Annotated in this window: 1 protein-coding gene; it reads right to left on the bottom strand. The window is 58.9% G+C overall.

All coding sequences use genetic code 11. From position 1 onward, the window contains the following. Positions 1-552 (bottom strand): IS630 family transposase (locus JL39_RS21255; protein WP_037155518.1); only part of this gene is annotated, 552 nt, incomplete at both ends.

Below are 552 nucleotides of genomic sequence, written 5' to 3'. Positions count from 1 at the left end.
CAGACGTCGCAAGATCCGACGCGCCTCGGCGGCCGGGAAGGTCTGATAGACAGCGGAGGCCGTGTGGGTTGATAGGTTATCCATCACGACACGGACCCGGTTGGCGTCGGGATAATCGAGGTCGACCAGGTCGCGCATGCAGACGGCGAAGTCCTCGTTGGCGCGCCGATCAGTGACCTTGACCTTGCGCCATGACCTATTGGCGTCGACCATAACGAAGAGGTTGGCCGTGCCATTGCGCTTGTATTCGGAGTCGTAGCGGTATCGCTTCCCCGGTTTCTGCACGATAGGCACGCGCACCTCGCCGATGAGCTGGATCGGACTTTCATCGAAGCAGACGACTGGCCGCTTAGGATCACTCGGCTCGGCGTAAAGATCGAGGAGATCCTCCATCCGGGCGATATATTCGCCATCGATTTTGGCGATGCACCACATCTTCTTCTGCCAGGGCTTCAGGTCGTTGTCGTCCAGTCTGCGGCGGATAGTTTCGCGTGAGACACTCTGATGTTCGACCACTTCCAGCAGCGCGTTGGCCAAAAGCTTCAAGGTCCA

The sequence above is a fragment of the Rhizobium sp. YS-1r genome (assembly GCF_000757525.1).
GTDB lineage: Bacteria > Pseudomonadota > Alphaproteobacteria > Rhizobiales > Rhizobiaceae > Neorhizobium > Neorhizobium petrolearium.
This window is presented reverse-complemented; position numbering and strand designations above follow the sequence as displayed.